A 22,257-nucleotide genomic window follows, 5' to 3' on the forward strand; every position below is an offset into this window, starting at 1 on the left:
GTGACGCAGCCCGCTGAATCGCCCCCCGAATCGCTGTACGAATTCGACGATGCCGGAGCCTTGCTGACGACGCAGTTGCCGCTGCCACGAAAAAGCGGGAAAGTCCGCGACCTGTACGACTTGGGCGACGATTTACTGGTCGTCAGCACCGATCGCATCAGTGCGTTCGACTTCATTTTGCCATGTGGGATCCCCGACAAGGGTCGCTTGCTGACGCAGATGAGCGCGTTCTGGTTCAACCACCTGGGCATCCGACATCACCTGAAATCGACGGCCGTCCCCCCGGATTTATCCGCATCCTTTGACACCGGCCCGCTGGAAGGCCGCATCATGGTGGTCGAAAAAGCAGACGTGGTGCCCTTCGAATGCGTGGCGCGGGGGTACCTGGAAGGCAGCGGCTGGCTGGAATACCAGCAGACCGGCGAAGTCTGTGGCAACAAGCTTCCCGCGGGGTTGCGCCAATGCGATCGACTTCCCGAACCGATCTTTACCCCGGCAACGAAGGCCGAAGAAGGCCACGATGAGAACGTCAGCATCGGGCGGATGATCGCGGACCTGGGCAGCGATCTGGCACTGCGCCTGCGCGCCGAAACGCTCAAGATCTACTCCGCCGCTGCCGACCACGCCCGCTCGCGCGGGATCCTGATCGCCGACACCAAGTTTGAATTCGGTTTGGTCGACGGCGAGGTTGTCTTGATCGACGAAGTCCTGACGCCCGACTCGTCACGTTTCTGGGACGAATCGGTTTACGCCCCCGGCGCCGCCCAGCCCTCGTTCGACAAACAATTCGTCCGAGAGTGGCTGTCGCAATGCGGCTGGGATAAACAAAGTGATCCGCCGAAGCTGCCCGACGACATCATTTGGCAAACCGCGGCCAAGTATCGCGAAGCGTTCGAACGATTGGCATAGTGGCGCGTGGGATAGGCTTCCAGCCTGTCATGTGGGATAGGCTTCCAGCCTGTCATGCCAGCGTCGACAGGCTGGAAGCCTATCCCACTTCTCTACCGCCCGCTCGTAATGACTGACAGAGCACTAGTGCTTTGTCAGCTTTCAATTTTCGAGCCTGCGTTTGTCGAGCGGAAAAGGGGTCAGGTACCAAAAACCAAATGGCCCGCAGGGTGCTTCGCATTTTTGGTACCTGACCCCTTTTCCGCGGTACCGTAAGTATAAAAGTTGACGAAGCACTAGCGGACCTTGCAGTGATCTAAGATCTCGTCGGCGTCCGCGCGATAGCCCACATAGAAGGGGCCGAACTCCGCGTACTTGGCACTGGCGATGTCAAAACGCATCTTGTAGACGATGTCCTTCAAGTAGTCCGGATTCCGCGCCCACAGCGTGACCATCCATTCCCAGTCATCCAAGCCGACACCGACGGTGATCAACTGAGACACCTTGCCGGCAAACGCGATCCCGCTTTGGGCGTGCTCGGCCATCATCTTGTTGCGATGGCTGAACGGTTCGGTGAACCAGTTGGCGCCCGGCACGCGGCTCTTGTTCATCGGATAAAAACACGCCGCCGGCCACTCGGGAATCTCGGGACGCAAACGCTGCTCGTTCATCATCGGCAAACGTCGCTCATAGGCCGCCACCTTGGCTTTCAGCTCGTCCGATTCCGGATCAGCCCCTTCGCCAATCAATCGATCCCTGAATCGCTCGATCGTCGGAACATATTCGCTGACTTCGCTGATCGAGACGAACGACCAAACCCCTTCGACGAATTGGCCCAGCGGCGGGGCGACCAACGATTGGTGAATCGCATCGACCTTCGCCGGGTCAGGGTCCATGACGACCACGCCAAAATCAGCCTCGTGGCCACTGATCCAATAGCTGGCGATCCGCTCCGGGGCGGCATCATCCGGCGGCGACAACGCCGCGCGGAATTGCGTCACACATTCCGGCGTCAACGGCGTCGCCATCGCTTCGCGGCGAAATCGATAAAAGAAGTGACCGCAATGCCATCCGTTTTCCGGAATGGTCGAGGGTTCGGGAAGCGGGGCGGCGTGTGGACTGGGACGACCGGACATAGGTGAAAAACGCAGTTGGGCGGGGGGAAAGAAAGGCAACCTCGAAGGCGATCGGTCGATTATCCCAGCTTTGCCGCTCGCGCGCAAGCCCCGTACCCTTGGACGACTCAACCGTCGCCGATCGCGCCGGCGGGCTGTCGATTGAGCCGGGATCTGCTGAGTCCATGGTGAGCCGCTGGCCGTAAGGCCTCGGGCGGGCGTCGCAGTGCCCGGCCGCTGACGCGCCCGCGGCTCACGAAACCGACAGCCCGCGAGCCGTCCGGTTGCGCTTTAAAAACAGCGTGAAAGACCGGAGGGCTCGCGCCCTACCGCTAACAAAATGCTTCACTGGCTGACGCCACGTGCTGTGGTGTGAATCACGGGGCGAACCGGAATCCTTGAGGAAAAATCAGATCCCTCTAGCGGAATCATCGACTTTTTCGTTAACAGTGATCCCACCCAAGGCTCAAGCAGCATCCCGAGCGGAAACGGCTCCTTTAATCTGATTGTGTTGGTCCGGTCGAAACGCTCGGCAACGAGTACGACGATTGCTCCGGATGATTGCCTGCCAGTGGAACTCCTCATCTTCACGTAGCATCTGCGGCGATACGATCACCAAGGCCGTCCTTTTTTCCGGTCGTCCGACGCACGCGCAAGGAAGCAATCGAGATGCAACGACGTCAATTTCTCGCCCTTCTGGGCTCACTCGCAGCGACCTCCGCTGCCGAACAATCGTTCGCCACGCCGCCCCACTTGGTTGAACCGGTCCATCGCGTGGCCAACGCGGCCAGCCTGGCCCCCAGCCCCCCGGTCAAACTCTCGGCACTCGACGAGGCACTGATGCGGGCCCGCCGGAGCTTGGCGAACTGCAAAAGCACCATCAATGACTACACGGCGCTCTTGATCAAACGGGAACGGATCGGCGACACGCTCGGCCCGCACGAATACATGTCGGCGAAAATTCGCTGCCGAAAGGTCGTCGACAACCAGATCGTCCAACCGCTCAGCGTCTACTTGAGCTTCGTCAAACCGGCCAGCATCAAGGGCCGCGAAGTGCTGTACGTGGAAGGCCAGAACAACGGAAATCTGATCGCACACGAAGGCGGATTCAAAGGACGCTTTCTGCCGACGGTCAATCTGCCGCCGACCGGTACGCTGGCCATGCGCGGGCAGCGGTACCCGATGACGGAGATCGGCCTGGAAAATCTGCTCGTCAAACTGATCGAGCGGGGCGAGCAAGCCAAACAACTGCCGGACGTCAAAGCCGAGATGCGAACCGGCATCAAGGTCAACGACCGCCCCTGCATGTTGCTGACCGTCACCCAGCCCACACCGCGACCGGACCTGCTGTTCTATCAGGCCAAGGTGTACATGGACGAAGAACTGAATGTGCCGATCCGCTACGTGGCCTACGATTGGCCCGCGCCGGGCCAAGAGAAGCTGTCGGTGATCGAAGAGTACAACTACTTGAACTTGAAGCTGAACGTCGGCTTGACCGACGCGGACTTCGATCCGAACAACTCGAAGTACAATTTTTATTGATCGCCGACCGCCCCCTGACGCCGGGCGCCTCTCCGCAGCCCAATTCCCGGGCAGTGGATCCGGTGAACCATCGTTCCGTGGGGAATCGTCAGGAACTTCGGAACAACAAGTGACAGGAATTGATTGTGGGATAGGCTTCCAGCCTGTCGTTTTCGCGATGACAGGCTGGAAGCCTATCCCACCTATTGTTCCGGGGATCTTTAATTAGAGATCCACTACGCCGATCCTAAGACCGGCGGCACGAGAAAGCACTCGTCGTCTGCGGCCGGGGAATTGGCCAGGGCAGCGGCTCGATCCAGCCCCGGCGTGATCTCGTCACGACGCCAGCGGTTATCGACGTCCAGCGCCGTCGTCATCGGCTCGACATCGCTGGTGTCCAGCTCGGACAACTTTGCGACGAAACCGAGAATGCTTTCCAACTGGGGGCCGAGATGTTCGACCTCTTCGTCGGAAATTTCTAACCGCGCCAGCAGGGCCAGCTTGCGGACGTCGTCTGCAGAGAGTGCCATGACTTCCTCGCGGTCAGCTATTTGGCGCCACTGACGTCAAACGGCTTGGTGTGCACCCGCTTGCGAATCGCTCCGCTGCGAATGCACTGCACACAAACGCGCATCGACTTGTTGACGCCGTCGGGCAGCGTCACGTGGACCTTCTGCAGGTTGGGGACAAATTTGCGACGGGTGATTCCGGTGATTTTTGTACCGACACCGCCCAAATACTTCGCTTTACCGCGAGTTTCGATGCGATTGCCCATCTGCACTTTCTTGCCGCAAACTTCACATTGTCGTGCCATGGCACCTTTTCCCCCATCGTATCGCGTGGGGGCTCCTCAGCCGGTTTGTTCGTTGGATTGCTTATTGTGTTGTCATCGACTTCGACTTTCGCCGGAAATGCGTCGAAGGGTCAAGACTATACAAACACAAGGGATCGGGCGAAAGAAGTAATCCCCCACCAATCTTTCTTGAGTGAAAGAGAGCAGATTTCTCAAGATCCAGGTCCGGGCGGCCGAAAACTCTTCCTAAGCCTCCTTCCCGGACGCATTTCCCGTCGAATTCGGCACTCCCCGACGGCTTGCGACCAGCAACACTGCGTCTTGCGACCATCCAAAACTGAGCCTTGCGACTATGACCGCCTCCGATCGCATCATCGAATCACCTGGAAATACGGCCATCCTCCCCCACCGTGTCTCGCTGGTCCGGTGGGCGACCGCTTCCGTGGCTCCGCTGTTGATCGCCATGGCCACCGGGTGCTCCACACTCCCCTCGGCACGAGGGCTGGACCTGATGAATCCCTCCGCGAGCCTGCTATTCCCCGGATCGGCGAAAAACGCATCGCCCTACGAGATGCTCGACGGCACCGTGCCGACGACCGCATTTTCGGGCGATGCCGGGATGACCGAGGAGGCCTATCACAAGATCCGTGAAGCCAAAGCACAAAACGCGATCGTGCTGCAAGTCGCCGAAGATGAGCAGCCGGTCCGAGTCCTGCCGCTGCCGCCCGGCCAAAAAAGCGTCTTTGTCAGCGAATTGCTGACCCAAACCGGCGTGCTCCGCAAGCTCGGCGGCGTCCAGGCGACGCTCTACCGCCCCTCGCCGGATTCGATTTCCGGGGTGCGAATGGAGATTCAATTCGCCGACGACGGGACCGTCGACCCGACGACCGACTACGGGCTGCGGCCCGGGGACCGCGTCCAGATCCAAAAGAAGACGACGACCGCCATCGAGAGCCTGGTCAACATGGCCCTGCGTCGCTAGATCCCTGGGCACTTCAAGATGGAGCGTGCCGCGACGTGAACCACTGGAAGTCGGCTGTGGTGCTACGATAATATGAAGACAACACGCCGCGTTGTCTTTGCCCCACCTCTTCCGTGCGATCCCGATCGGGTTGCTGGCGAGCCGTCCATGTCTGAAATCGTCCATTGCCCGAAGTGCCATTCCGCCGTCACGGTCGGTGCGGACCAAGCCGGCAGACGTGTGCAGTGCCCCAGTTGCTTGAAGGAATTCTTTGCCCCTTCGTCGCTCGGCGGAGCCGGATCGAGCGCCGAGGATGAGGATTGGCTGTCGCTGGCGGATCCGCCGGCGGCGACCGCTGCGTCCAAGGCGACCGAATCCGAATCCCCCCAAGCCCCCTCGCCGGAATCCGACGACGAGGATCTGCTCGGCGAAAACCCGTTCGTCGACCTCCCCACTGGGGAAGGCCTGGGCAGCGAATCCGATCCGGACGACCTGTTCGCAGGACTGCCATCTCTGGACGCGTTGCCATCACCGGATGAACTGCCGAGTTTTGCGGCCGGCCCAACGTCAGGCCCGACATCGAGTTCAGCGTCCGGCGCAGTGTCCGGTCCAGCGGCGGCGGCCAAACCGACTCCGCAACCCGAAGCCGCCGCAACGATCGATCCGAACGAAGAGTTCCGGGTGACCTGTCCAATCTGCGGCAGCATGCTGTCGGCGAAAGCCAAGCAGACCGGCAAGACCATCAAATGCGGTGACTGCTACAGCGAAGTCCGCGTTCCCAAGCCGCCGAAAAAGAAGACTCAGCCGCAGCGTGACGACAACGCCGAAACGTTTCATTTCGCCGAAACGGGTGCGTCGGGGCGGCCGGCGGATCCGTTCAAGAAGAGCGCGGACGAACTGCTGCGAGAGGCCGCTCGAGAGCCCGACGAGAAGCAGTCCGAACCGGCCTTCGATGCGCCGAGCACGATCGGATGGTTCAAAACGGTCTTCGGGATCTTTGTCGACCCCGGGGTCATCAGCCATTTCCTGGGGCTGGCGATCCTGCTGGCGATCCCGGCGGCCTTGACGGTCGCGATGCCGGTCTTTGCACTCGGGATGTTCCCGTTGGGATTACTCGGCATCACCCTGACGGTTTCGTGCGGATTCGCGATTCTGTTCGGCGTCGCCAACGAACACGACCGCATCGAAGACTGGCCCACGCTGGACCCGCCTGCGTGGTTTGAATCGCTGTGGCTGGTGATTGCGGCGACCGCGATCGCCGTGGGGCCGCCCTACGTGATCGCGACTGTGTTTGGCGCCGTCCCGGTGATCAAGTTGGGGCTGGTGATGTTCTCGATCTACGCCGCGTTTCCGATCATCTTGCTTTCGATGCTGGACGAGCAATCGATCACGTCGCCATTTTCCGCCGACGTCGGCAAAAGCATCACACGGTGCCAGGAAGAGTGGGGCGCCTTCTACTTCTCGACCGGCCTCTTGTTTGCCACCCTGTTCGGCTACTTTGTGATGGTTTCCTTGTCCCCGGCCAGCATCGCGATCGGCGTGACCCTGTCGATCGGCGTGGTGTTCATGTACTTCGCCATCCTGGGGCGGCTGGCACTGGCGATCGGCGAAGTGGTCGACCTGACGGCCTTGGACAACGACGACGAAGACGAAGAGCAATAATCGGGTTGGCAACGGGCGGAAAGCAAGTGGGAGAGGCTTCCAGCCTGTCAACCCCGCCTCTCAGGCGTTGCTGCCGTAGGGCCGCGTGCTGATGACCCCTTCGGACGGACTCGACGCGGTCCCGTAAAGCCGCTTGGGGATGCGACCGGCCCGAGAGGCGTGACGCCCTGCGATCGCGGCGTGTTTCATTGCCTTGGCCATCCGAACGGGATCGCGGGCATGGGCGATCGCTGTATTGAGCAGCACCGCGTCCCCACCGAGTTCGAACGCCTGGCTGACGTCACTGGCGGTGCCGACGCCGGCGTCGATGATCACCGGGTAATCGGGATCGTCTTCCTTGAGGTACTCCAGGATGATCCGCAGATTATTGGGATTGAGCAATCCCTGCCCGCTGCCGATCGGGCTGCCGGCGGGCATCACACTGGCCGCGCCGGCCTCTTTGAGCCGCCGCGCGGTGACGGGGCAATCGCTGGTGTAACAGAGAACCTGGAACCCGTCAGCGGCCAGCTCGCGACACGCCGCCACGGTCTCGGCGGGATCGGGCAACAAGGTCTTGCTGTCGCCGAGGACTTCCAGTTTGACCCAATCCGCGCCGGGGTTGCCGAGCGTTTTGAGGATCTCGCGGCCCAGCTTGGCGGCGCGAATGGCATCCGCGGCGGTATAGCATCCGGCGGTATTGGGCAACAGGGTGTAACGATCCAGATCGATGAAATCCAAGATATTCTTGCCGCCGCGGTCGTACAGCCGTTCGCGGCGGACGGCCACGGTGACGCAATCACAGCCGGACGCATCGAGCGAGTCCCGCATCTGCTCCATCGTGTCGTAGCGCCCGGTGCCGACGATCAACCGACTGGCCAGGGTGTGAGTGCCCACGACGAGCGGTGCGTCGTCGGCCTCGGCGGAAGCGTTGGGAGTAGATGCGATGGACAAGGGATTACCCGCCTCCGACCAGGGTTACGACTTCGACGTCGTCGCCGTCACGAACGATCGTGTCGGCATACGTTTCACGTGGGACCACGTCCGCGTTGATCTCGACGGCCAAGTAGTTCGGCGGCACGTCGACGGTATCGAGCAGTTGCTCGACACTCATCTCCGATTCGATTTCGACGCTTCGGCCGTTGACGGTGATCGAGATCATCGGTTGGACTCAGTCATTGTCGTCGTCAAAGGCCGCATCAAAAGCGATGTTGCTGGGCGCGAAATCCAGCTTTTTGGTGAACTGGCACGCTTCGGCGGCACCGAACTCGCGTTCCATCCCGCTGTCTTCCCACTCGATCGACAGCGGTCCGTTGTACCCGATGTCGTTGAGCGCGCGAATGATTTCTTCAAAGTTCACTCCGCCGCGTCCGGGGCTGCGGAAATCCCACCCGCGTCGTGCGTCGCCGAAATTCAGGTGGCTGCAGTTGATCCCGCTCGTTCCGTCCAAGGTCACGATCGCATCCTTGATGTGCACGTGGTAGATCCGATCGGGGAACCGACGCAGAAACTGGACCGGGTCGACGCCCTGCCAAATCAGGTGGCTGGGGTCAAAGTTGAATCCGAATTCGGGCCGCCGGTCGAGGGCTTCCAGCGCCCGCTCGGCGGTGTGGATGTCGAAGGCGATTTCGGTCGGGTGGACTTCCAGCGCGAACCGCACGCCGCATTCGCCGAACACGTCCAGGATCGGATTGAATCGTTCGGCCAACAGATCGAACCCGGCATCGATCATGCTCGGCGGAACCGGCGGAAAGGAGTACAGCAGGTGCCAGATGCTGCTGCCGGTGAAGCCGTTGACGACTTCGACGCCAAATTTCTGGGCCGCCCGAGCGGTGTTTTTCAGTTCCTCGATCGCCCGGGTGTTGACCCCATCGGGATCGCCGTCGCCCCAAACGTATTCCGGCAAGATCGCCTGGTGGCGCTCGTCGATCCGATCCAAGACGGCTTGGCCGACCAGGTGGGCGCTGATGGCATGGCACTGCAGCCCGGCGTCGTCGAGTGCTTGACGTTTCGTGTCGCAGTAGCCGTCGTCGGCGAGCGCCTGGTCGACCTCAAAATGATCGCCCCAGCATGCCAGTTCGATTCCGTCATAGCCGAATCCGCTCGTTTTTTGGACCATGTCGGTGAACGGAAGGTCTGCCCATTGACCGGTAAACAGGGTGACAGGACGCGACATGAAGCTCTCCAGAGGGAAAACGGGATGGTGGGAATGATGAAAAGATGAATTGGAAGAAATGCAATCCGATGCTTCCAGGGGTATTTTGCGCACCCGCCGGTCAAACCTGCAACAACCCTGAAAATGCAGCCCCCGGTCAAAATGGTGGTCATCAGACCCAATTTGGGTCCCCCGGGCAATCGGGAGAGTTTCAATTCAAAGCGGGTGGAGACCACGCGGAGTCCATTGAGCGTTCCCATCCTTGGCCTAGAATAAGATGGCTGAAATCCCGCAAGGCGATTTCTGGCTCCTGTGCTTGGCCCGGCTCCTCCTTTTTCCGTAAGACTCGAAATGGCTCACAAAAACGGCAAGACTGCTTCAGCCCCCCAACCCACCGGTTCCACCACCGCAGAAGCTGTCGCCAATCGACTTCGCCAATCGCTGCTCCAACAGCGGGAAGAGCTGGAGGTCGACAAACTGTTCCGAGCCCTCGTCAAGCTGGAAGGCAGCGACTTGCACCTCAAGGTCGGCCAGCCACCGATGGTCCGCGTCGGCGGGTCGCTCAAACCGCTCAACCGCGGGCCGATCGACTCCGAAGAAATGGTCGACCTGTTGCTGCCGATGATGGACGAGCGCAACCTGCTGATTTTCGAAGAGGAAGGCGGCGCTGACTTTGCCTACCTGATGATGGTCGACGGCGTGCGTTGGCGTTTTCGTGTCAACATGCTCAAGTCGCTGGGGAATATCGGCCTGGTCGCCCGGCGGATCAATAACTTCATCCCCGACTTTCGCGGGCTTTTCCTGCCCGATTCGATCGAAGGCCTGTGCCACTACGAACAAGGCATGGTGCTGCTGGCCGGCGTGACCGGTAGCGGCAAAAGTACGACGATCGGATCGATGCTCAACTACATCAATTCGATCTATCGCAAGCACATTCTGACCCTCGAAGACCCGATCGAATTTATCTTCACCGAAGACAAATGCCTGATCAACCAGCGGGAAATGGGGCAGGACGTCAAGGATTTCAGCATCGGGATGAAGCATGCCGTGCGTGAAGACCCCGACATCATTTTGGTCGGAGAGCTTCGTGACGAAGAGACCTTCATGACGGCGATTCATGCCGCCGAGACCGGTCACCTGGTGTTCGGAACCATCCACGCGGCGAGTGCGTCGACGACGATCGGCCGGATTTTGGACCTGTTCCCCGAAGAAATGCACAATGCCATCCGCAGCGCGATCGCGTTCAACATGAAAGGCATCGTCGCCCAGAAACTGCTCAAAAGCATCAAACCCGGCGTTTCCCGCGTCCCGACCTGCGAAGTGATGACGTTCAACCCGACGATCCGAAAACTCGTCCTGGAGGGCAAGGACGAAAAACTGCCCGACGCCATTCGCATCGGTGCCGATGACGGAATGCAAGACTTCACCATGAGTCTGAAAGGTCTGATCGACGACGAATTGATCGATCGCCCCACCGCCTTCGCCGTCGCGCCGAACAAAGATGCGCTGAAAATGGCACTCAAGGGCATCGATGTGAAAGCTCCCGGTATCTTGTAAGCTCTTGCGGCGACCACTTCCTTTGCCAACTCAACTCATCCGCTCTTGCCCGTAATTGATGGCCGAACAACCCCCACCCCAGCTCTGGCAATCCGTTGCCCCCGTTGAATTCTCGCCCAAGCTCAGCGACAACACCAAAGTCCAAGCACTGCTGATCAGCACCCGCCAGGGTGCCGGTTATGAAGTCGCCGCCGGGCAGATCTCCCACGCGATTCAGTCGCGTGCCACGCAGGTCTTGCTCGACTTCACCGCCGCCGGCTGCGCGATGCGGTACATGATCGACGGGCTCTGGGAACAGTTGCCGGCACTGGACCGCGAAACGGGCGACGGCATGCTGTTCGCACTCAAACAACTGTGCCTGCTGAACCCTGCCGATCGGCGGAGCGCCCAATCGGGGTCGGTCGCCGTCAAACTCAAGAAAGATAAGTTCGACCTGGTGCTGCAGTCCCAAGGCGTGCCCACGGGCGAACGCGTCCTGGTCCGCTTGGACTCTCTGCAGATCCCCTTCGAAACGCTCAGCGATCTCGGCATGCGGGACAAAATGGTCGCCACCTTGAAGCAGCACCTCAACGATGAAGCGGACATCGTGCTGCTGACCGCTCCGAAAACCGAAGGCCTGACGACGACCTGGAACGTGGGCATCAACGCGTCCGACCGCTTCTTGCGCGACTTCCAATCGTTCGAAGACCAGGCCCGGCCGGAGCCTGAAATCATCAACATCAATGCCAACTATTACGGCGGCAACACCGGGCTGACGCCCTACGAAGCGGTCCGCAAGGCGATCCTCAAAGAACCCGACGTGTTTCTGTTCCCCGGAACCGTCGACGCCGAATCCTTCCAACTGGCGCTCGACCAAGTCGGCAAAGCCGAAAAGAAAATCATCACACGGATGGTCGCCGGCGGTGCGGTCGAAGGGCTGGTGCGTCTGATCGCCCAATACCCCGAACAACGCGCCGCGATCGCGCAAAAGGTTTCCTGCGTGCTCGGCCAACGACTCGTCCGCCGACTTTGCGATAACTGCAAAGTCGGATTCCAGCCGCCCCCCCAACTGCTGCAACAACTCGGCATTCCGCCGGGACGTGTCACCCTGTTGTACCAGCCCTTCATTCCGCCGCCGATCGAACAACAGGTCGATGAAAATGGTCGCCCCGCGCCGATCACCCCGTGCCACAAATGCCAGGGCCGCGGCTACCTGGGACGCATCGCCATTTTCGAACTGCTCACGCCCGGCCCCCAGTTGCGCGACGCGCTGACCAAGACGCAGGACGTCGCACGGCTGGCGGGGATCGCCAAATCCGAAGGCTTCCACGGCGTTCAAACCGAAGCGGTGCTGACCATCGCCCGCGGTCTGACCGGTTTGGACGAACTGAAACGCGCCTTCGCCAAGAAAGCGTAACCGCGGGGTAAGCATCCTGCTTGCCAATCGAAGGCGTTCGCCGAAGCGGCGCGTGCGGGGCGGTCGATTTGGTGAGCCGTGACGCGTAAGCGGCCGGGCATTCTTGCCGCCCGCCTGAGGCCTGACGGCCAGCGGCTCACCATTGACTCAGCTGACCCCGATTGAATCAACAGACCGCCGGCCGTCCGGTCACACCCTCAATCAGAAACGGTGACCGGGCATGCCTCGCGGGCTCGGCAATCGCAAGCTGGAAGCTTACGCCACTGCTCTCGTCGCAAGCTGGAAGCTTACGCCACTTTAGATCACGCCTTTAAACAGCGCCGATCCGATGCGGACCATCGTCGCGCCTGCGGCGATCGCTTCGCGAAAGTCACCGCTCATCCCCATCGACAACTCGGGCAACGCGCAACCGGCGGACTCGACCAGGTGGTCGCGCAACTCGGCGACGCTGCGAAACTGATTCGCCGCCTCTGCCGATTCGGTCCCCCATCCCGCCATCGCCATCAAACCCACCACCCGCACCGCGTTGAGATCGGAAATCTCCAGCAACCGGCCGACCGCCTCGGGCGAAAGACCAGTCTTGCTCTCATCGCCGCTGATGTTGACTTCTAACAAGACCTCGGCGACGCGTTGCTGACGCCCCGCTTCCTGATCGATCGCCCGCAACAATCGCTCGCTGTCGACCGAATGGATCAGTGGATCAAAGCGAAGCATCCGTCGGAGTTTGTTGGTTTGGACATGGCCGATCATGTGCCAGCGCAAGCGACGGTTCGGGTCGGCGGAAACGGCCGGGGCGATCGCTTCGGCTTTCTGCCACAACACTTGCGGACGGCTCTCGCCCAGGTCGCTGCAGCCGGCGTCAAAGAGCATTTCCGTCGTCGCCGCGTCAACGTACTTTGAGACTCCGATCACGCGAACCGATTCGGGATCCCGGCCCGCCGCGGCGGCGGCTCGACGCACTTCGTCATTGACGGCCATCCAATTGCGACGGATCCGCTGGGCGGTCTCATGGGGCTGCGACATCACGTTCATTGCGTCAACTGGGATTGTCTTCCACCGTGATCAAGTCTTCGTAGGACTCTTCCTTGGCATCGAATCGGGCACAATAAAAATCCGCGATCATCTGTTTGCCCATGAACGTTCGTGGCCCCGACGGTGCCATCGAACGGTACAGAATCCACTGGGACTTTCCCATCTGGATCCGATACGCCGCGGCGAGACGTGACGGGATCAGGTCCAATTGCTCGGCAACCGTCAGTTGCCGCCACGTTCGTTTCATCGAAAACCGGTCCCGAGAAACGTCCACCCACAGGGGCACGAACAGCTGACCGTGTCCCTGGGACGCAAGCAACAAGTGTCGGTCTTCGGTCGCCCGCAGCCGTGTCGGCGACGGCGAATTTTTCCATTCCGGGGCTGACAACGGCAACACCAACGCGCGCCGACGATGGTCGCCAAGAAACAACTCCGTCGTCTCCGCTTCCGGCTCCACACCGATCCCATCGGCCAGCGGGAAACGGATCTGATAGTCGATCAACGGCAGGGAGGCCGATGTCGGATCGCTGTTGGCACCCTGCTGGCGGTCGTGCCTCGCATCGGCAGCCCGTTGCAATTCCGTGTGGAACTGGCCCCGAACGACCGCGTCGGCGAAGAAACAACAGCGATCTTCGCGCAGGACCATGAACTGGCGCTGCAAGACATAACCAGCCTCGTGCAGTTGCTCCATTTCCAGATAGTGGACGTCGTCGTCGGTGTACTCGCAGGTCGACACCCAGTCGCCCAGGGGTTCAAGCGGTTGACCGTCGATCGCGAGGGTCGTTTCACAGCGACCACTGACCAGCGTCGATTTTCCCGCGGTCCATTCCAGTCGCGCCTGGCGGTCGGCGTACTCGACCACGGTTCGCCCACGCCGCACGTCCCATTCGGGAAGCAGGCAGGCGACCTTGGCCTCTTCGTCGTGCAACATCGCTTCGGGCAAACTGACCTGCCACGCCAGCCGTCCCTTCGTCTGGCCTGTCCCCAAAGCGGCCTTCATCGCGGGCTGCAATGTTTCCGGATCCAGTTCAGCGGCACAGGCCAAAAGCCCGTGTTTTCCTAAGTCGTCCTGAACGTCTCGCTCGCTCAGACCGGAGAACGCCTGAACGCCGCCGCGGCCGGTCAACGCGGCAACCCAAGTCGCCAATTCGATTGCGATCTCGTCGATTGCTTTTTCAACGGCCGAAGAGACGCTCGACTTTTTGGACTTTGACTTGCCGTTCTTTTGTTGCGTCTTCTTGGGCGGCTTGGGCGGCTCGACGTTCCGCAACAGACGACGCAGACGCAACAGGGAAGCCAACGTGAGCCGGCACCGGTGCGGTTGGGAGAGCACGGCGGAGGTGGAAAGATCATCTTGCTCACACCACTTCGTCAGCGCGTCGATGCTGCTGCCGGCCAAGCGACGGCACGAAGGCAACGCGCGGAGACGTTGCGAAAGCGTCAGTCCGATTTCGGCGACACCGACCAACACGGCCGGATGGGTCGGATCACATTGAAGCATGCCGTCACGGAAATCTTGTATCGTCCCCAGCAGACTCCACCAGTCGGCTTCTTCGAGATGCTGCAACAATCCCGGCATCGCCGCCGACCAAACCAGGACGTTCCAGACCTCGCTCAACTCGTCCGGGCTGCGGATCAGCGACTCTTGAAAACGTCGCACCATCACGTCGGGCTCGATCGTTCGAAATCGCTTGCCGCTGGTGCTGCCACCGACCGCCGTCCGGGTCAACCATTGCGTTTGGATGTCGCAGGGGGTTTGCAACACGGTCGCGGCCCCCCAACGATAAATCGTTCCCCGCCACACCGCGTCACCCAAGACGACGCCGATCGGTTGCTCGTCTTGGTCGGCGAGGATCCGCTTGCGCAAGGTCGTCCACTGGGCCGACGTCAGGGGGGACTCCTCGAGCACCGCCGCATCTGGTTCGGCAATCGATGTGACGCCCGTCGCAACCGCTTGCGGCAAGGATTCGCTCGAGTCAGGCATTTTGCTCGAGTCAGGCATTTTGGGTTGTCGACGCTTTCGGGGCATGGGAGGCTGGATTCGGACAGGTCGAAAGGCGAAGATGGGTGACAGACGGCAGCGCGACAAAAAGAGCACCGGTAGACCGGACGCTACCTTACTCGCCATGCGTGACTCTTGCACCCACTGTCCAAGCGTCCTTTCCACGCGTTCTGTCTCCACGCGTTCCATCGCATCCCCATCGAATCTCTCCAGCGGCCTCCATGAAAAAACGAATCCGACTCGGTTTGGCCTGTTCGCTTCTCGGGCTTTTGATCCCGCTGGTCGGCTGCGGCAAATCGGCCCCCCAAGGCGTCACCGATGCGGCGTCGGAAAACGTGCCCGAACCTTCCGACGCGGCCAATTCGACGGCTGTCGGCGAACCCCAAACGCAGCCATCCGATTCGGCCGCCCCCCCGGTTGAAAAGAAACCTACCACCCCCGAGCCATCGGCGCCGATCGAGATGCCCGGCGAGATGGCCTCTGGTCCCGGACGGCCGCTGCCGTCGCCGCCGGACATCGACCCGGAGGAGACCAACGCGAACGCCCCAACCACGCCCCCGGACGCGGCCTCGGACGCCGCCCAGACCGGCGGGGATCTTCCCCAATGGGAACCCGAGGGACCGACCGCCGAAGCAATCGCAAAGAAAGCCTTCGAACCTCCACCGGGCGCCAAACCGCTGAGCAAAACGGGGCGGCTGTGGATCGACCCCAAGCGTCAGCGCGTGATTGTCGATGGCTACGTCGCACTCAAACGCGGGGCGCTGGAAATGTTTGCCTGTCCAGTCGGGACGAAAGAGCACGAGTCGATCGTTGCCGCGCTGGCCCGATCGCGTGAAGTGCATGCCGCCTTGCTGGCCGTCGACGCGACCCCGGGAACCCCGGTGCGATTTCGGCCCGAGTTTGCACCGCCGACCGGCCAAGTGATCCGGGTCTGGGTCTGTTGGTACGACGCCGAGGATGCATTCCACGTGGTCGATGCCCGAGAGTGGGTCCAGGACTTGCAGACCGAACAGGCGATGGCCGCCGAATGGGTCTTTGCCGGCAGCGGTTTCTGGCAGGACGAGGAAACCAAACAAGAACACTACATGGCCGACTCCGGCGACATGATCTGTGTCTCGAATTTTTCCAGCGCGATGCTGGACGTTGCGATCCCCAGCAGTGCCGATGCCGACTCGCTGAGATTTGTCCCGTTCGAGTCCAAGATCCCCGAGCGCGAGACCCCGGTGCGGCTGATCCTGGTCCCGCTGCCACTGCCAACGGATGCTCCGCCGCCATCGCAGCCGGCCGATCGTCTGGAATTGCCGACCGCGAGGGATGTCCCGCGGGCCCAGTGATCGGATCGACGACATTTGGCTGGCAAACAGGCCTCCAGCCGTAAAAACAGGCTGCCAACGGCAAAAACGGGCGGAAATGCAAATCCGGCACCGCCCCACTATTCATGGTGTCCGGGGGGGCTGATCCCAAGTCAAAGTACGAATCCGAAGATCGGATGAAAAGTGCAACGTAGTGTTCGATGACGAAAACCGCCCGGTTTGGGCGATTCCAACCGTCGGAGCACACCACTATGCACGCGTTGAAACAGAAACTTTCTCGGACGCTCGGCCCTGACAGCCTGATTTTCGGCTCGGCCGTCCTTTTTCTCGTCGTCATGCACCAGTTGGCGTTCGAGGACCGTTTCGTCCTGATTCTGTATTATCTGGCGGCCGTCGGATCCGCCTATGCGCTCGTCCGCCGTCGCGCCTTGGGCCTGGCCAGCGCGATTGTCGCCGTCGTGACCGCCACGATGTTCGCCCAGCTCTACTACGCGGCCGAACCGACCACCTGGAGCCCGATCTTCGATGCGGTCCGCGACATGGCCGCCCTGGGTGCGGTGCTGTACCTCACCGTCCGCGTGCTGATGGCCAGCTATCGGCTACAGCGTGAAGAGAAACAGCGGGCGCTGGAAAACCAGATCCAGGAGCAACTCGTCGCGATGCGTGCCCAGGCCCTCCGGCAAACCTCCCATGAAGTCCGCACGCCGCTGTCCACCATCACCGCGATCAGCGAAACCTTGCTCGACGGAAGCACCGGCGAGCTGAACGAATCGCAACGCGAGTTCGTTCAAGACATCGATGATTCCGCTCAACATCTCTTGGCGCTGGTCAATGACATCTTGGATTACGCCAAGGCCGAAGCGGGCATGATCCGCTTGGCACCGCAACCGGTGGCGTTGGCCGAATTGGTCTCTCAGTGTGTTTCGATGGTCAGCGTGCGGGCCAAAGACGAAGAGATTTCGATCACCGCTCAAGTCGACGTGGAACTCAACGAGGTGGTCGCCGATCCCTTGCGACTGCGACAAATCCTGTTGAACCTGCTCTCCAACGCCATCAAGTACAACTCCAGCGGCGGCAGCGTGATCGTGCAGATCCGCCCCGACGACAAGAACATGTTCCGCATCAGCGTCCGCGACACCGGCCGCGGCATCGCCCCGGAACACATGGAACATTTATTCGAGCCCTATTATCAAGCCGCGATCGCCGACCAAGGCATCGGCACCGGACTCGGTTTGGCGATCATCAAACACCTGACCGAACTGCACGGCGGAACCATCGACGTCGAAAGCGTCGTCGACACCGGAACCATGTTCACGATCCGTTTGCCGCGTGAGGCGGAAATGTGTGACGAACCGGCCGGCGAACGAACGCTGCGTCCCGAAGACGCGGTGTTGAACCTTGATCTGGCAGGGGTCTAGTGCTTCGCCGCGGAAAAGGGGTCAGGCCGCGGAAAAGGGGTCAGGTACCAAAAACCAAATGGCCCGCAGGGTGCTCCGCATTTTTGGTACCTGACCCCTTTTCCGAACCACCGCTTGCCGCGAATCAAAACTTGAACCAGCACGGGAATAGAAAGGTTGACCATGATCGAAAGCAATGAATTGAACAAAGGATTCGCCGAAGGGTTCGCGGAATCGTTTTCGCAAGCGGCCGTGGATGCCCAACGCAAAATGCGAATCCTGGTCGCCGACGGCAACGCCACGATTCGCAAGCTGTTGCGGATGGGGCTGGTCGGCGAATCCTACGAGATCATCGAAGCCACCAACGGGCCCGACGCTTACGCCTGCGCCACCGCCACGCCGGAACCCCACGCGATCCTGTTGGACGCCGGCTTGGGCGGAGGGATGGACGGATTGAAGGTTTGTCGCGAATTGAAAAGCGACATGCAATACCGCACCATTCCGATCGTCATGTTGACGACCACCGGGTCGAACGAAGAAATCAACGAGGCGGTCGAAGCCGGCGCCGATGAATTTCTGAGCAAGCCCATCAACCGCGGCGAATTGAAAGTTCGCTTGCGATCGATCACGCGGCTCCACAAAGGCAACGCGGAATTGATCGGGGCCGAAAGCGTCGCCCTGTCACTGGCCCGTGCCGTCGCCAGCAAAGACGGATACAGCAGTGGCCATGTCGAGCAAGCGGCCAACTTTGCCGTCGCATTCGGGAAAGCCATCGGCCTGGACGCCGCGGAACTCAAAATGCTTCGCTACGGAGCGATCCTCCACAACGTCGGAAAGATCGCGATCCCCGATTCGATTTTGGAAAAGACGGGACCGTTGACGCCGCGCGAGCGGGCCCTGTTTCACCAGCACCCGCGCGTGGGCTGTGATATCTGCGCCCCGCTGAAACCGTTGTCGCCCGTGTTGCCGATCATCCGACACCACAAAGAACACTTCGATGGCACCGGCTATCCGGACGGGTTGCGCGGCAACGAGATTCCGCTCAAAGCCCAAATCGTCGGCATCGTCGATGTCTACAGTGCACTGACCAATGATCGCCCCTTTCGACGTGCCAAGTCGCAAGCCGAAGCGGTTGAAATTTTGCGACATCGCGCCAAGCAAGGCATTCACGACCCCGAACTGGTCGACAAGTTCTGTGACATGATTCAAGACGAAGCCCCCGAGGACACACCGGACGCTTCGGCCGCCCCCGTTCCGGCGCACCTCGCCGCTCCCACCCTTTAACTTTCGATCCTGCCAACTGCCATGCCCACCGAAAAACGAAAAGTGCTGATCGCCGAAGACAATCCCGGCTTGGCTCGCGTGTTGTCGTTCAAGTTCAAGTCCTGTGGATTTGAACCGATCACCTGCGGCAACGGCGGCGAAGCGTGGAAGTCGTTCTGCGACAGCCAGGTTGCTGCGGTCGTCAGCGATCATGAAATGCCGATCATGTCGGGGATCGAATTGATCGAACGCGTCCGCGAAATGGACGCCACGTTGCCATGCTTTTTGGTCACCGGTCGTCAACTCGAATTGTCACGTGACCCCCGCGTGGTCAAGTTGAAGATCCAGACGGTGTTCGGCAAACCCTTCAGCCCCGGGACGGTGGTGTCCGCCGTCAGCGACGCGATCAATCAACAGGCGTCCGCATCGGCCTGCCCACCCGCTGCCGCCGCTGCCCCTGCGATCGGTGGAATGCCGGCGACAGGTCTGCCGGAGGCAAGTGCATGAACCCAACGGCAGAGCCAAACGATACGACGCGAGGCACGGTAGATGGCGCGCCGGCATCCAATGTCAAAGTCTGCACCTACGACCAAGGTGGGCTGGACGGCTCGCTCGCCCATATTTTGGCCGAAGGGATCGGGCTGTCGATCACGGTGGTCGAAGCGCGTGACGGGGGACATCCGTTGGTCGTGCAGGCGACGTCCGACCCGCATCGCGTGCACACCGAACAGACGCCCGGTGCCTCGACCGTTCGCCAAGCGCTGGCGCTGCCCGCCGGAGGGATCGCCGTCTGGTCGGCCCCGGCGGACCATGCCGAACGAATCGGCCGCCACGCGATGACCCTGCTGGACCTGGAAATCTCACGCAACGAAACCAAACAGTTGCTGGCCGAAGTCGATTCGTTGACCAACCAAGTGATGCAGGACTTTGAAGAACTCTCGCTGATTCGCGCGCTCGCCTCCAGCCTGGAACTGCCACAGACCGAAGAAGACACCGACGGTTTTGTGCTCGCCTCCCTGATGCCCCTGGTCAACGGTGTCGGCGCCGTCTCGATCGCGGCCGTCTTGGTGGATGATTCCCGACGCCATCAACGTCGCACCCTGTGGACCGGAACGCGACTGATCGAAGACGAATCGGTGTTTGAACTGATCCAAAACCACGCCGCGGAACTGAGCCAGCAACCGGTCGTCCGTAATCGCAACATCGGCGATCAACATTGCGGTGTCGCCGGGCTGGACGAATATGTCATCGTCAAGTGCTCCAGCGAAGGGCGTCTGCACGGCTGGGTGATGGCCTGCAATCGAGTGAAAGACGACATCGATGACGTGCCCTGGGCTCAGCTCGGATTCACGACCGTGCAAGCGTCACTGATGGAAACGGCAACCAATCAGTTGGCCGCACAACTCAACAACATTCGTTTGCTTCGTCAAAAAGAAGAGCTGTTCACCGACGTCATCCGCGCCCTGGTCAACGCCGTCGAAGCCCGCGATCCCTACACCTGCGGGCACAGCGAACGCGTCGCCAGCTTCGCCCGCTGTCTGGCATCAAAGATCGGATTCACCTCCGTCGAATGCGAACGCATTTACCTGACCGGACTGTTGCACGACGTCGGCAAGATCGCGATCCCCGACGGCGTCCTGCAAAAACCCAATCGGCTCAACGACGAAGAACGCGCGATCATCGAAACACACACGGACTCCGGCTGGCGGATCTTGCAGGAACTCGAAGCCCTGCAAGACATCCTGCCCGGCGTGCTCTACCATCACGAACACTGGAACGGTGAAGGCTATCCCGATCAATTGGCCGGAGAAAACATTCCGATCGACGGCCGTATCCTGGCCGTCTGCGATGCCTTCGATGCGATGACCAGTGATCGCCCCTATCGCCAAGGCATGTCGATCGACCGGGCGATCACGATTCTCAACGACGGCGCCGGCACGTTCTGGGACCCCAACCTGATCAAAGTCTTTCATCGGTACATCGACGAAATCGACGAGATCCGCGTCAACCACCAGCCCCGCCAACCCGCGACCCGACCGGCTCCCGTCGATGGACGCCCGATCATCGGAACCACGGGATTCTGCGTCCCGGCCGAGACGCTCCAACCCTCCACGTCCGACCAGTAGCCGGCATGGGTGCCTCCACCTCTTTAGTCACCCTCCCTGGCTGGAGGTCCGATCGCAGCGAGGGGAGGGTCGAACGCCAGGGGCGAGCGGCCAATGTCATCGACTTGGACGCCCAACGGAGTGTTCTTGTTAGCGGCAGGGCGCGAGCCCTCCGGTCTTTCTCGGTGTTTTTGAAACGCGACCGGACGGCTCGCGCCGTTCCGCTAACACCTTGAGAGCCAACAAAGGAAGTGGCATGGGACGAGCGGCCGGGGGCGAGTTCGCGGTGGCTTCAAACCACGCCGCGACGACGAACACTTGCGACTCACGCCGCGCGGCGTTGCCCGAATTCGGTTTCACCTGCCGCCCGATCGATCAGCAATGAGAAATCGCCCGGCTTGGCGATCACCAAATCGACCCCGGCCTCCATCGCCGCGGACTTGGTTTTCGGCGTCACGTTTCCGCTGACCCAAACGTGCTCGCGCGGCGGATCCACCAAACGATTCATCAAGTCATCCCAGGACTCACCTTGGGTCGCCGAATCATCCCACCAGATTTCGTCGAAGCGATGAAGGGTCGCCAGCTGGTCGGGCCGACACCAGATCGCCGACGCCGGACCGGAGGAAGCGATGGACAAGAGGGCCGACGCGTTGGCGTGGGACGCCGCGACCACGGCGATACTTTGCGGCACGCCGCCGGGCCGGTTGGCCCATCCGCAGCGCCGCAGATAACCCGGCAAGAACGATTCCCACTCGTGCCAATGGATCGTCGGCACAGCAAACAGATCGGCCGGTGAGGGTCGCGCACCGGCGCACAACGGCCCCAACAACAAGACCGCTTTGGCATCGGCATGCAACCGGCAGAGCGTTCGGAACAGCTCAACCGATTCGGCCGAGTCATTGTCGCGGCAACACAAGATCGTTCGCACCGCCGATGCCGGACGCAGCAAGGCTGATTTTAGATCCACGCGATACGCCAGTTGCGAAACATGTGACTCGCAAAAGTCATAGGCGTCGCAGTAAGCGTTTGAATCGCGATCGCCGATCCACAGCAACGTCCCATGATCCGTCACACCGCCGTGATCGACCAATTGCATCGACATCTTCCCACCCCGAAGTCCT

At 60.9% G+C, this 22,257-nt stretch carries 20 protein-coding genes; 11 read left to right on the forward strand and 9 right to left on the reverse strand.

Going from position 1 to position 22,257, the window contains the following annotated elements; all coding sequences use genetic code 11:
* Positions 1 to 909, forward strand: coding sequence for a phosphoribosylaminoimidazolesuccinocarboxamide synthase (locus Enr13x_RS30575; RefSeq protein ID WP_231743869.1), 909 nt, complete (start codon positions 1 to 3; stop codon positions 907 to 909).
* 275 nt (positions 910 to 1,184) lie between these two features.
* Here the strand turns inward: Enr13x_RS30575 and hemQ are convergent, their stop codons facing one another.
* On the reverse strand, positions 1,185 to 2,024 hold the full coding sequence (gene hemQ, locus Enr13x_RS30580) for a hydrogen peroxide-dependent heme synthase (protein WP_145390717.1): 840 nt from the start codon (positions 2,022 to 2,024) through the stop codon (positions 1,185 to 1,187).
* Positions 2,025 to 2,672: 648 nt separating this feature from the next.
* Between hemQ and Enr13x_RS30585 the strand changes: the two genes are divergently transcribed.
* The gene (locus Enr13x_RS30585; protein ID WP_145390719.1) at positions 2,673 to 3,545 is read left to right on the forward strand and encodes a DUF1571 domain-containing protein; all 873 of its coding nucleotides are present in this window, start codon (positions 2,673 to 2,675) and stop codon (positions 3,543 to 3,545) included.
* Positions 3,546 to 3,760: 215 nt separating this feature from the next.
* Here the strand turns inward: Enr13x_RS30585 and gatC are convergent, their stop codons facing one another.
* The gene (gene gatC / locus Enr13x_RS30590) at positions 3,761 to 4,054 is read right to left on the reverse strand and encodes an Asp-tRNA(Asn)/Glu-tRNA(Gln) amidotransferase subunit GatC (protein ID WP_145390721.1); all 294 of its coding nucleotides are present in this window, start codon (positions 4,052 to 4,054) and stop codon (positions 3,761 to 3,763) included.
* Positions 4,055 to 4,071: 17 nt separating this feature from the next.
* Entirely contained in the window at positions 4,072 to 4,338 is a 267-nt protein-coding gene (rpmB, locus tag Enr13x_RS30595; RefSeq protein ID WP_095737588.1) for a 50S ribosomal protein L28, read from the reverse strand.
* 331 nt (positions 4,339 to 4,669) lie between these two features.
* Between rpmB and Enr13x_RS30600 the strand changes: the two genes are divergently transcribed.
* Positions 4,670 to 5,299, forward strand: a complete 630-nt coding sequence (locus Enr13x_RS30600; protein ID WP_145390723.1) for a hypothetical protein — start codon at positions 4,670 to 4,672, stop codon at positions 5,297 to 5,299.
* Between the two features lie 147 nt (positions 5,300 to 5,446).
* Positions 5,447 to 6,940 carry a zinc ribbon domain-containing protein gene (locus Enr13x_RS30605; protein WP_145390725.1) on the forward strand — a complete coding sequence of 498 codons (1,494 nt, stop codon included), beginning with the start codon at positions 5,447 to 5,449 and terminating at the stop codon, positions 6,938 to 6,940.
* Between the two features lie 60 nt (positions 6,941 to 7,000).
* Here the strand turns inward: Enr13x_RS30605 and Enr13x_RS30610 are convergent, their stop codons facing one another.
* The 3 genes from Enr13x_RS30610 to Enr13x_RS30620 are packed head-to-tail and all read right to left on the reverse strand — an operon-like array spanning position 7,001 to position 9,092.
* The gene (locus tag Enr13x_RS30610; protein WP_315856954.1) at positions 7,001 to 7,870 is read right to left on the reverse strand and encodes a thiazole synthase; all 870 of its coding nucleotides are present in this window, start codon (positions 7,868 to 7,870) and stop codon (positions 7,001 to 7,003) included.
* Positions 7,871 to 7,874: 4 nt separating this feature from the next.
* Positions 7,875 to 8,078: a sulfur carrier protein ThiS gene (gene thiS, locus Enr13x_RS30615; RefSeq protein ID WP_145390726.1), complete on the reverse strand. Its 204-nt coding sequence runs from the start codon at positions 8,076 to 8,078 to the stop codon at positions 7,875 to 7,877.
* Positions 8,079 to 8,087: 9 nt separating this feature from the next.
* Complete coding sequence (locus tag Enr13x_RS30620) at positions 8,088 to 9,092, reverse strand: sugar phosphate isomerase/epimerase family protein (protein WP_145390728.1); 1,005 nt, start codon at positions 9,090 to 9,092, stop codon at positions 8,088 to 8,090.
* 330 nt (positions 9,093 to 9,422) lie between these two features.
* On the opposite strand from Enr13x_RS30620, the gene Enr13x_RS30625 reads away from it, so the two are divergent.
* Both Enr13x_RS30625 and Enr13x_RS30630 read left to right on the forward strand, forming a co-directional pair.
* Positions 9,423 to 10,628, forward strand: a complete 1,206-nt coding sequence (locus Enr13x_RS30625; protein WP_145390730.1) for a type IV pilus twitching motility protein PilT — start codon at positions 9,423 to 9,425, stop codon at positions 10,626 to 10,628.
* A gap of 58 nt (positions 10,629 to 10,686) precedes the next feature.
* Entirely contained in the window at positions 10,687 to 12,024 is a 1,338-nt protein-coding gene (locus Enr13x_RS30630; RefSeq protein ID WP_145390732.1) for an ATPase, T2SS/T4P/T4SS family, read from the forward strand.
* 297 nt (positions 12,025 to 12,321) lie between these two features.
* Here the strand turns inward: Enr13x_RS30630 and Enr13x_RS30635 are convergent, their stop codons facing one another.
* Complete coding sequence (locus Enr13x_RS30635; RefSeq protein WP_145390734.1) at positions 12,322 to 13,047, reverse strand: YggS family pyridoxal phosphate-dependent enzyme; 726 nt, start codon at positions 13,045 to 13,047, stop codon at positions 12,322 to 12,324.
* A 13-nt stretch (positions 13,048 to 13,060) separates the two neighbouring features.
* Complete coding sequence (locus Enr13x_RS30640) at positions 13,061 to 15,040, reverse strand: hypothetical protein (protein ID WP_145390736.1); 1,980 nt, start codon at positions 15,038 to 15,040, stop codon at positions 13,061 to 13,063.
* Positions 15,041 to 15,279: 239 nt separating this feature from the next.
* On the opposite strand from Enr13x_RS30640, the gene Enr13x_RS30645 reads away from it, so the two are divergent.
* The 5 genes from Enr13x_RS30645 to Enr13x_RS30665 all read left to right on the forward strand — a co-directional run bounded on the left by Enr13x_RS30645 (position 15,280) and on the right by Enr13x_RS30665 (position 21,157).
* Complete coding sequence (locus tag Enr13x_RS30645) at positions 15,280 to 16,392, forward strand: YdjY domain-containing protein (RefSeq protein WP_145390738.1); 1,113 nt, start codon at positions 15,280 to 15,282, stop codon at positions 16,390 to 16,392.
* Between the two features lie 230 nt (positions 16,393 to 16,622).
* A complete protein-coding gene (locus tag Enr13x_RS30650) occupies positions 16,623 to 17,789 on the forward strand; it encodes a sensor histidine kinase (RefSeq protein WP_231743870.1) in 1,167 nt (388 codons plus the stop codon).
* Positions 17,790 to 17,951: 162 nt separating this feature from the next.
* On the forward strand, positions 17,952 to 19,052 hold the full coding sequence (locus Enr13x_RS30655) for an HD domain-containing phosphohydrolase (RefSeq protein ID WP_145390742.1): 1,101 nt from the start codon (positions 17,952 to 17,954) through the stop codon (positions 19,050 to 19,052).
* A 21-nt stretch (positions 19,053 to 19,073) separates the two neighbouring features.
* Positions 19,074 to 19,538 (forward strand): response regulator, encoded by a 465-nt coding sequence (locus Enr13x_RS30660; RefSeq protein ID WP_145390744.1) that lies wholly within the window; start codon positions 19,074 to 19,076, stop codon positions 19,536 to 19,538.
* The gene (locus tag Enr13x_RS30665) at positions 19,535 to 21,157 is read left to right on the forward strand and encodes an HD-GYP domain-containing protein (RefSeq protein WP_145390746.1); all 1,623 of its coding nucleotides are present in this window, start codon (positions 19,535 to 19,537) and stop codon (positions 21,155 to 21,157) included. Before Enr13x_RS30660 ends, Enr13x_RS30665 begins: the two co-directional genes overlap by 4 nt.
* Positions 21,158 to 21,461: 304 nt before the next feature.
* Here the strand turns inward: Enr13x_RS30665 and Enr13x_RS30670 are convergent, their stop codons facing one another.
* A complete protein-coding gene (locus tag Enr13x_RS30670; RefSeq protein WP_145390748.1) occupies positions 21,462 to 22,238 on the reverse strand; it encodes a hypothetical protein in 777 nt (258 codons plus the stop codon).
* Between the last annotated feature and the right edge of the window lie 19 nt (positions 22,239 to 22,257).

Source organism: Stieleria neptunia (assembly GCF_007754155.1).
Lineage (GTDB): Bacteria > Planctomycetota > Planctomycetia > Pirellulales > Pirellulaceae > Stieleria > Stieleria neptunia.

Bases quoted from the DNA above. Each gene is read 5' to 3' on its own strand.
- hemQ (WP_145390717.1), bottom strand. From the start codon at position 2,024: ATGTCCGGTCGTCCCAGTCCACACGCCGCCCCGCTTCCCGAACCCTCG.
- Enr13x_RS30585 (WP_145390719.1), top strand. From the start codon at position 2,673: ATGCAACGACGTCAATTTCTCGCCCTTCTGGGCTCACTCGCAGCGACC.
- gatC (WP_145390721.1), bottom strand. From the start codon at position 4,054: ATGGCACTCTCTGCAGACGACGTCCGCAAGCTGGCCCTGCTGGCGCGG.
- rpmB (WP_095737588.1), bottom strand. From the start codon at position 4,338: ATGGCACGACAATGTGAAGTTTGCGGCAAGAAAGTGCAGATGGGCAAT.
- Enr13x_RS30600 (WP_145390723.1), top strand. From the start codon at position 4,670: ATGACCGCCTCCGATCGCATCATCGAATCACCTGGAAATACGGCCATC.
- Enr13x_RS30605 (WP_145390725.1), top strand. From the start codon at position 5,447: ATGTCTGAAATCGTCCATTGCCCGAAGTGCCATTCCGCCGTCACGGTC.
- thiS (WP_145390726.1), bottom strand. From the start codon at position 8,078: ATGATCTCGATCACCGTCAACGGCCGAAGCGTCGAAATCGAATCGGAG.
- Enr13x_RS30620 (WP_145390728.1), bottom strand. From the start codon at position 9,092: ATGTCGCGTCCTGTCACCCTGTTTACCGGTCAATGGGCAGACCTTCCG.
- Enr13x_RS30625 (WP_145390730.1), top strand. From the start codon at position 9,423: ATGGCTCACAAAAACGGCAAGACTGCTTCAGCCCCCCAACCCACCGGT.
- Enr13x_RS30630 (WP_145390732.1), top strand. From the start codon at position 10,687: ATGGCCGAACAACCCCCACCCCAGCTCTGGCAATCCGTTGCCCCCGTT.
- Enr13x_RS30635 (WP_145390734.1), bottom strand. From the start codon at position 13,047: ATGTCGCAGCCCCATGAGACCGCCCAGCGGATCCGTCGCAATTGGATG.
- Enr13x_RS30640 (WP_145390736.1), bottom strand. From the start codon at position 15,040: ATGCCTGACTCGAGCGAATCCTTGCCGCAAGCGGTTGCGACGGGCGTC.
- Enr13x_RS30645 (WP_145390738.1), top strand. From the start codon at position 15,280: ATGAAAAAACGAATCCGACTCGGTTTGGCCTGTTCGCTTCTCGGGCTT.
- Enr13x_RS30650 (WP_231743870.1), top strand. From the start codon at position 16,623: ATGCACGCGTTGAAACAGAAACTTTCTCGGACGCTCGGCCCTGACAGC.
- Enr13x_RS30655 (WP_145390742.1), top strand. From the start codon at position 17,952: ATGATCGAAAGCAATGAATTGAACAAAGGATTCGCCGAAGGGTTCGCG.
- Enr13x_RS30660 (WP_145390744.1), top strand. From the start codon at position 19,074: ATGCCCACCGAAAAACGAAAAGTGCTGATCGCCGAAGACAATCCCGGC.
- Enr13x_RS30665 (WP_145390746.1), top strand. From the start codon at position 19,535: ATGAACCCAACGGCAGAGCCAAACGATACGACGCGAGGCACGGTAGAT.
- Enr13x_RS30670 (WP_145390748.1), bottom strand. From the start codon at position 22,238: ATGTCGATGCAATTGGTCGATCACGGCGGTGTGACGGATCATGGGACG.